We start from the raw sequence: 7706 nt of genomic DNA on the forward strand, positions 1-7706 counted from the left end.
TTTCTTAAGGACAAGTAATACTATACCATCTTAATTTAACATCGTCAACACTTTTTTTAAATTTAATTTTATTTTTTATTTAGAAATTTAAACTTTCTTTGTTAAGCTTTCCAATTGCTGATGTTTTTTATTCATATATTATATATTTTTTTATATTTATATATGTTTTTATAATTCTAATAAGCTGTCTATTCTAGTTTTATCAAAACCTAAAACATGATTTCCATCTATAAGTAAAACAGGCACAGACATATATCCAAGTTTTATAAGAGTTTTTCTATTTTCGTCATTCCCAGATATATTATATTCAGTATAATCTATATTTTTTTCTTTTAAATACTTTTTTAATTCAATACATTGTTTACATTTATCACTACTAAAGATTTCTATTTTTTTCATGCTTTTTTCACTTCTCCTACTTTCTTTTTTAAAATACCACTCTTGTATTTTTGTTTTACATATATTAGATTAGTATTAAATATTAAGTGTAATATGTCAATACTGTGTTTCAAATAATTAATATTATTCGTAAGTTTATATAAATATACAATATTTATAAAGCTAATTTTAGGAGGGTTCTAATATGAGCAAGAAAGTATTAATTATGTCCGCATCTACAGGTGGTGGCCATAATAGAGCAGCTAGAGCTATTGAAGAAGAACTAATAAAAAAGACACTTGACGGGGAAAACATAGAATGTAAAATCATAGATAGTTTAAAACTTGTAAATACTACTATGGATAAGATTATATCTAGAGGATATGAAAAATCTGCTATTTACACACCTAATGCATATGGTAAAGTTTATAGATTTTCTGAAACTGGACTTGTTTCTAAAAATGAGTTTAAAGGAAATATGATAACAACTTTTATGGCTAAACGTTTTAGAAGATTACTTTTAGATGAGCAACCCGATTTAATAATAGGAACTCATCCTTTTCCTATGATAGCACTTAGTACTTTAAAAAAACAATGTAGCACTAATAGCAATCCCGTATTTCACACTAGCTTTAACGATAATTTTAATAATCATTTTAACAATGAAAATTTTCCTACACTTATTTCAGTATTAACTGATTATACAACTCATTCTACATGGATACAGCATGAGTTAGATTACTATGTTGTAGGGCATGAATATGTTAAAGAGCTTCTTATTTCAGAAGGTGTTGATGGAGATAAAGTTAAGCCTCTTGGAATTCCAGTTGAAAAATCATTCTTACAACATAGAAATAGAGAGACAGTTTTATCTGAATTAGGTTTTGATCCTGAAAAATTAACAGTTCTTCTTATGGGCGGCAGTTTTGGGGCTGGGAATATGAAAGAAACATTCGAAGAAATGCTCGATATAGATAGGGATTTCCAAATTTTAGTTATAACAGGTAGAAACGAATCTCTGAAAGAAAAACTTTCAAAAAAACTAGAAAATCATATAACTAGTAAAACAGTACATATTTTAGGATTTACAGATAAAATGAATGATATTTTAGCTTCGATCGATATACTTGTTACAAAGCCAGGTGGACTTACAACAACAGAGGCTCTATTGAAAGATGTTCCTATGATAGTTCCATACTATATACCTGGTCAAGAAGAGGAAAATTTAGATTTCTTATGTAATTGTGGTTCTGCACTTAGGACAACTAAAAAATATACTTTATCAGTACTATTAAAAGTAATAATAGATGATCCTTCTAGACTTGAACTTCTTAAAAAAAATATTAAATCAATTAGAAAATTTAATTCTTCTCAAAACATAGCTAATCTTATAGAGGTCGAATTATCATAATATAATAAAAACTGTAGATATAATATCTACAGTTTTTTTATCTATTCTATAAAAACCTAGTACCTAGGCTCATAAAAATCTTCTTCATAGTCATATTGATAATTTTTATAATTATTCTTAAAACTGCTCTCTTTTGATTTAAAGGCTTTTTTACTTTTCTTTTTTATAAGAACACTCATGTCATCATCTTCTGTGTATTTTAATTTATCTTTCGATGATTTTAGTTTCTTATTTCTTTTTTCTTTCATAGCATTGTACTCTTCAAAATTCATAGCTGATTTCATTTTGCACCCCTATTAAAATTTTTAATAAAATTATACAACACCATCATTGAAACTTCAATATTTTCAATATAAATTTTATAAACCAAAATATTGTAAAAAACGACATCAAATTTAATACAAAAATAAAAAAAATCGAGAATAAAATCTCGATTTTTATATTTCTCTTCTTCCTTCTAGAGCTTTAGTTATTGTAACTTCATCGGCATACTCTAAATCTCCACCTACTGGTAATCCATGAGCAATTCTAGTAACTTTTATTCCCATAGGTTTTAAAAGCCTTGCTATATACATAGCTGTAGCTTCACCTTCTATAGTTGGATTTGTTGCCATTATAACTTCTCTTACTTCTTGATTTCCTAATCTCTGTATAAGCTCTTTAACTCTTATCATATCTGGACCTATACCATCCATAGGAGAAATTACTCCATTTAATACATGGTATTGACCATGGAATTCTTTTGTTTTTTCCATAGCTGCTACATCTCTAGGATCTTCAACTACACATATAATACCGCTGTCCCTATTTTTATTGGAACACATACTACATGGATCTTTATCTGTTATATTATAGCAAATAGAACAGTATTTTATTTCTTTCTTAGCTTCTACTATAGCCTTAGATAAAGCTTCTACATCATTCATATTCATATTAATAACGTGAAAAGCTAGTCTCTGTGCAGTTTTTCTTCCAACTCCAGGAAGCTTAGAAAATTCTTCTATTAGCCTTGAAATAGGCCCTGAATAAGTTTGCATCTAATCACCTACTAGAATAACCCAGGAATATTCATTCCTCCAGTTAATTTATTCATTTGTGAAGATTGCATATCATCAACGCTTCTTAATGCTTCATTAACAGCACTTAATACTAGGTCTTGAAGCATTTCTATATCATCTGGATCTACAACTTCAGGTTTTATTTGAATATCAACAACTTCTTTCTTACCGTTAACTTTAACTGTAACAGCTCCTCCTCCAACAGAAGTTTCGATTTCTTTTGTTTCTAAGTCTTCTTGCATCTTTTGCATATCAGTTTGCATTTTTTGAGCTTGTTTTAATAATTGGTTCATATTTCCAGGCATCATTCCTGGGAATCCTTTTTTAGCCATATATAAATTCCTCCTTAATTATTCTTTTTATTTAATATGCTATTATTATATCATATTCGTATTTATTATTTAATTTCATTTTCATTTATACTTTGCTTAATATCTATTATTTCTTTAGGAAAAACAGATTTTAATATTTCTTCGCCTTTATCCTTTTGTTCTTTTTCTATTTCTAATTTTATATTTTTTGTCTCTGACTTTAAAATTATTTTTATACTGAAACTTCTATTCAGTATTTCTCTTATTACACTCTCTATATAATTTCTAGTTTTTTCATCACTTAATTTATTTTTTGCAAATGCAAAGCTATCATCAAATACTATATATAAGTTATTTGCACTTACATTAAACTCTTTTGCCTCTCTTAAAATAGCATATACAGGCATGTTTTTATCTTTCTTTATATGAGCAAGTATATTTTCCCAAGATTTCTCTATTAACTCAACATCTTCATTTTTGACTTCTTCATAAAAAACTTCTTCCTCAACTTCAGCTTCATTTTCTTCAGAAGTTCCTTTAGCTTCTTTTTTACTTTCTATCTCAACATTATTATTTATATTTATTTTTCCACTTTTTATAACCTCTTCTAAATTAGATATTCTTTTTAAAAGAGATTCTTTACTTTCATCAAACATTGGTTGAGATAATTTCATTATACTAACCTCTGCCAATACTCTAGGGTTTGAAGATACCTTAATCGCATCCTGAGTTGTTGATAGTATATTAAGAATTCTAATAATATCATTGACCTCTATTGTACTTGCCTGTGCTTTTAACTGTTCAACTATTTCTTCTGGTAAAGAAATTATTTCATCTAAATCACTAGATACCTTGCACACCATTAAGTTTCTAAAATGATCTATTAAATCATCTATCAAGTTCTTTATATCTTTACCCCATACTACAAACTCATTCAATATCTCTAAACATTTCTTTGTATCCTCTTTTATAACGTACTCTGCCATTTCAAATAGTTGCTCTATATTTACTGTTCCCAGCAAATCCACAACATCTTTGTATTCTATATCATTTTCACTAAAAGACATACATTGATCTAATATACTAAGTGCATCTCTAAGTGCACCTTGAGAGTTTCTTGCTATTAAATTTAAAGCTCTGTCATCTACAACTACATTTACATCATCGCATATTTCCTTCATTCTAGTAGACATATCTTTAACTGTAACTCTTTTAAAATCAAATCTTTGACATCTAGATAAAATTGTAGCAGGTATTTTATGAGGTTCTGTTGTTGCTAATATAAATATTACATATGAAGGTGGCTCTTCAAGTGTTTTTAAAAGTGCATTAAATGCACCTTGAGATAGCATATGCACCTCATCTATTATATAAACCTTATATTTACATTTTGCTGGAGTATATTTTACATTTTCTCTAATTTCTCTTATATCATCAACACTATTATTTGATGCTGCATCTATTTCTATAACATCCATAATGTTATCACTTAGTATATCTTTACAAACTTCACATTCATTACAAGGCTCTTCATCTACAGAGTTTTGGCAATTTAAAGCCCTTGCAAAAATCTTTGCAGTTGAGGTTTTCCCTGTACCTCTAGTTCCACAAAATAAATATGCATGTCCTACATTATTATTTTGGATCTGGTTTTTTAAAGTTCTAATTATATGTTCTTGTCCTACAACGTCTTTAAATGTTTGAGGCCTGTAGGCTCTATACAACGCCTTATGCATAATTTATCTCTCCTTAATTCTAAAATCCCGATATTTTATTATATACCAATTAAAACAAATATTATCTATTTCAGTATAAATCAATTATATATTTTTTTATATTAAAAAAATCCCTCATACAAGGGATTTTATTTTTATATTAAAGCTGTGCACCATCTATTGACTTACTATCATAGGCGTTACCTAAACAGTTAGCTCGACTTAGGCACCCCCGCGGCACACGAAAGGATTCACTTACCGTTGCTTCCTTCCGGATCTGGCGGAGTTTATGAGCTTCCGTTGCGCAGGACCTAAGTGTCAACACCACTTATTTAGGGCAGCCCTACAATATATAAGCCTCTAGATGGAATTCAACCCTGCTATAGCGGATTGCAGGTTACAGGACACCGCTACCTTCCCGTCTAGCACAGCAAACTTATAACCATAATTTTTTTGGCGGAGAGAGTGGGATTCGAACCCACGATACGGTTTTACCCGTATACTCACTTTCCAGGCGAGCGCCTTCGACCAACTCGACCATCTCTCCTTACTGTCGCTTTCTTAACTCTTTAAAAAACTTTTGTAATACATCTGAACATTCTTCTTTTAATATATCAAATGTTACATCTATATTGCAAGTATTAAAGTAGTCAACTTTGAATTCATGTTGCTTTTCTATATTTAAGTTTTTTATATGCTTAGTTCCTATTATAAGTTTTTTTATCCTTGATTGAACTATAGCTCCACTACACATTATACATGGTTCCATAGTAACATACAAGTCGCAATTTATAAGTCTCCATCCACCTAAGTAATCTGAAGCCTTTCTTATTGCTAATATTTCAGCATGGGCTGTAGGATCATTTAATGTTTCAGTTAGATTATGCGCTCTAGCTATAATTTCACCATTCCTCACTATGACTGCACCTATGGGTGTCTCGCCTTTTCCATAAGCTTTATATGCTTCTTTAATTGCTTCACTCATATAAAACGATTTGTCCATGCTTCCTCCTAAAACCTATAACATCTTTAATATTACCATAATTAAATTTATAATTCAACTTAAATTTTAACCCATATTCTAATATAATTCTACAAATTTAATGTTATTTTTTAATACATTTTTTGTTAAATCTAAAGTGATTTTTGATTATGAATTTTTAAAATAAATAGGAAGCTTAATATGTAAGCTCCCTATTTAGATAAGTAAGATTTTTAAATCTTATAATTCATCTTTCTTTATAACATCAACACCCATGTATGGTCTTAATGCTTCAGGAACTACTACAGACCCATCAGCTTGTTGATAGTTTTCTAATATAGCAGCTAAACATCTTCCTACTGCTAATCCTGATCCATTTAATGTATGAACATATTCAGCTTTTGCTTTCTTATCTCTCTTGAATCTTATTCCAGCTCTTCTAGCTTGGAAATCTTCAAAGTTTGAACAAGAAGAAATTTCAACATATCTGTTGTAGCTTGGCATCCATACTTCTAAATCGTATTTAAATGCAGCTGTAAATCCTAAGTCTCCTGTACATATTCTTACAACTCTATATGGTAATCCTAACATTTGTAACATAGTTTCAGCATCATTTGTTAATTTTTCTAATTCTTCATAAGATTCTTCTGGCTTAACAAACTTAACTAATTCAACTTTATTGAATTGATGTTGTCTTACTAATCCTCTTGTATCTCTTCCTGCTGATCCTGCTTCAGATCTGAAACATGGAGTATATGCACAATATTTTACTGGTAACTCATCTGCTGATAATATTTCATCTCTGTGTATATTTGTTACAGGAACCTCTGCAGTTGGTATTAAGAAGTAATCAAGACCTTCTAATTTGAACATATCTTCTTCGAATTTAGGAAGTTGACCTGTTCCTATAAAACTAGCTCTATTTGCCATAAATGGAGGTAATACTTCTGTGTATCCATGCTTTTCAGTATGAGTATTTAAGAAGAAGTTTATTAATGATCTCTCAAGTCTAGCTCCTAAACCTCTGTATAAAGTAAATCTTGATCCTGTTATTTTACCTGCAGTTTCAAAATCTAATATACCTAATCCTGTTCCTATATCCCAGTGAGCTTTGTTTTCAAAGTCAAACTTAGTAGGATCTCCCCAAGTTCTAATTTGTACATTATCTTCATCTGTTGTTCCTTGTGGAACATCTGGGTGAGGAACATTAGGAATTCTCATTAAGTTATATTCCATTTTTTCTTCTACTTCTTTAACTTTCTCATCAAATCCTTTTATCTTCTCAGATAATTGCTTTAACTTAGCTTTTGCTTCTGTAACATCTACACCTTCTTTTATTAATTGAGGTATTTTCTTTGATTCTACATTTAATTCATTTTTCATAACTTCAACTTCTTGAAGTAATTCTCTTCTCTTATTATCTAATTCTACAACTATATCAAGGTCGAATTCTTTTTCGCCTCTTATTTCCATTGCTTTTTTTATTTCATCTAAATTTTCTCTTATTCTTTTTATATCTAACATTTGTCTTCCTCCTATAGAATATTTTTATATTTTAAAATAAAATAACGTTACCCCTAATGATGTAATAGTGATTTTATTTCAATTTTTTGATTTTTTGTATAAAAAAAGACCCTCGTACCCCTTAAAAAGGGACGAAAGTCTGTTATCCGCGTTGCCACCCTAGTTGTTTATATTTATAAAATATAAACCTCTCAATCCTGTAACGTAGGTATACGACTAATCTTACTATTATTTTCCGATTAGTAGCTCAGGAATGGATTCAAAAACCATTGTAATGAGTTCTCACCAACCACTCACTCTCTGAATACAAACTTGCTTTTTACTATT

At 29.4% G+C, this 7706-nt stretch carries 8 protein-coding genes, 1 tRNA gene, 1 other RNA gene and 1 other annotated feature; of the genes, 1 reads left to right on the top strand and 9 read right to left on the bottom strand.

Annotation, left to right across the window (positions count from 1 at the left end; genetic code table 11):
- Nucleotides 1-168: 168 nt before the first annotated feature.
- Nucleotides 169-399, bottom strand: coding sequence for a glutaredoxin family protein (locus tag GFJ41_RS17485; RefSeq protein ID WP_021428129.1), 231 nt, complete (start codon nucleotides 397-399; stop codon nucleotides 169-171).
- Nucleotides 400-583: 184 nt separating this feature from the next.
- Here GFJ41_RS17485 and GFJ41_RS17490 point away from each other — a divergent pair, with 184 nt between their 5' ends.
- Nucleotides 584-1789, top strand: a complete 1206-nt coding sequence (locus GFJ41_RS17490) for an MGDG synthase family glycosyltransferase (protein ID WP_024619993.1) — start codon at nucleotides 584-586, stop codon at nucleotides 1787-1789.
- Nucleotides 1790-1845: 56 nt separating this feature from the next.
- On the opposite strand, the gene GFJ41_RS17495 is transcribed toward GFJ41_RS17490, so the two are convergent.
- From GFJ41_RS17495 to serS, 8 genes are all read right to left on the bottom strand, one after another.
- Nucleotides 1846-2073 carry a hypothetical protein gene (locus tag GFJ41_RS17495; protein WP_021428135.1) on the bottom strand — a complete coding sequence of 76 codons (228 nt, stop codon included), beginning with the start codon at nucleotides 2071-2073 and terminating at the stop codon, nucleotides 1846-1848.
- A 153-nt stretch (nucleotides 2074-2226) separates the two neighbouring features.
- Nucleotides 2227-2826, bottom strand: a complete 600-nt coding sequence (gene recR / locus GFJ41_RS17500; protein ID WP_021428134.1) for a recombination mediator RecR — start codon at nucleotides 2824-2826, stop codon at nucleotides 2227-2229.
- Nucleotides 2827-2837: 11 nt separating this feature from the next.
- Entirely contained in the window at nucleotides 2838-3179 is a 342-nt protein-coding gene (locus GFJ41_RS17505; protein ID WP_021428128.1) for a YbaB/EbfC family nucleoid-associated protein, read from the bottom strand.
- A 65-nt stretch (nucleotides 3180-3244) separates the two neighbouring features.
- Nucleotides 3245-4894, bottom strand: coding sequence for a DNA polymerase III subunit gamma/tau (gene dnaX, locus GFJ41_RS17510; RefSeq protein ID WP_168932780.1), 1650 nt, complete (start codon nucleotides 4892-4894; stop codon nucleotides 3245-3247).
- A gap of 145 nt (nucleotides 4895-5039) precedes the next feature.
- Nucleotides 5040-5304: signal recognition particle sRNA large type (gene ffs / locus GFJ41_RS17515), an RNA gene on the bottom strand.
- Nucleotides 5305-5327: 23 nt separating this feature from the next.
- Nucleotides 5328-5420: transfer RNA gene (locus GFJ41_RS17520), tRNA-Ser, on the bottom strand.
- Nucleotides 5421-5876 (bottom strand): nucleoside deaminase, encoded by a 456-nt coding sequence (locus tag GFJ41_RS17525; protein ID WP_021428132.1) that lies wholly within the window; start codon nucleotides 5874-5876, stop codon nucleotides 5421-5423. It lies immediately after the preceding tRNA gene.
- Nucleotides 5877-6095: 219 nt separating this feature from the next.
- Nucleotides 6096-7379, bottom strand: a complete 1284-nt coding sequence (gene serS / locus GFJ41_RS17530) for a serine--tRNA ligase (RefSeq protein WP_021428133.1) — start codon at nucleotides 7377-7379, stop codon at nucleotides 6096-6098.
- 124 nt (nucleotides 7380-7503) lie between these two features.
- Nucleotides 7504-7706: a binding site (T-box leader), on the bottom strand. This feature is flagged as partial in the annotation.

The sequence above is a fragment of the Paraclostridium dentum genome (genome assembly GCF_012922555.1).
Lineage (GTDB): Bacteria > Bacillota > Clostridia > Peptostreptococcales > Peptostreptococcaceae > Paraclostridium > Paraclostridium dentum.

Coding starts and splice junctions, on each gene's coding strand:
- GFJ41_RS17495 (WP_021428135.1), bottom strand. CDS start 2,073: ATGAAATCAGCTATGAATTTTGAAGAGTACAATGCTATGAAAGAAAAA.
- GFJ41_RS17525 (WP_021428132.1), bottom strand. CDS start 5,876: ATGGACAAATCGTTTTATATGAGTGAAGCAATTAAAGAAGCATATAAA.
- GFJ41_RS17485 (WP_021428129.1), bottom strand. CDS start 399: ATGAAAAAAATAGAAATCTTTAGTAGTGATAAATGTAAACAATGTATT.
- GFJ41_RS17505 (WP_021428128.1), bottom strand. CDS start 3,179: ATGGCTAAAAAAGGATTCCCAGGAATGATGCCTGGAAATATGAACCAA.
- serS (WP_021428133.1), bottom strand. CDS start 7,379: ATGTTAGATATAAAAAGAATAAGAGAAAATTTAGATGAAATAAAAAAA.
- dnaX (WP_168932780.1), bottom strand. CDS start 4,894: ATGCATAAGGCGTTGTATAGAGCCTACAGGCCTCAAACATTTAAAGAC.
- GFJ41_RS17490 (WP_024619993.1), top strand. CDS start 584: ATGAGCAAGAAAGTATTAATTATGTCCGCATCTACAGGTGGTGGCCAT.
- recR (WP_021428134.1), bottom strand. CDS start 2,826: ATGCAAACTTATTCAGGGCCTATTTCAAGGCTAATAGAAGAATTTTCT.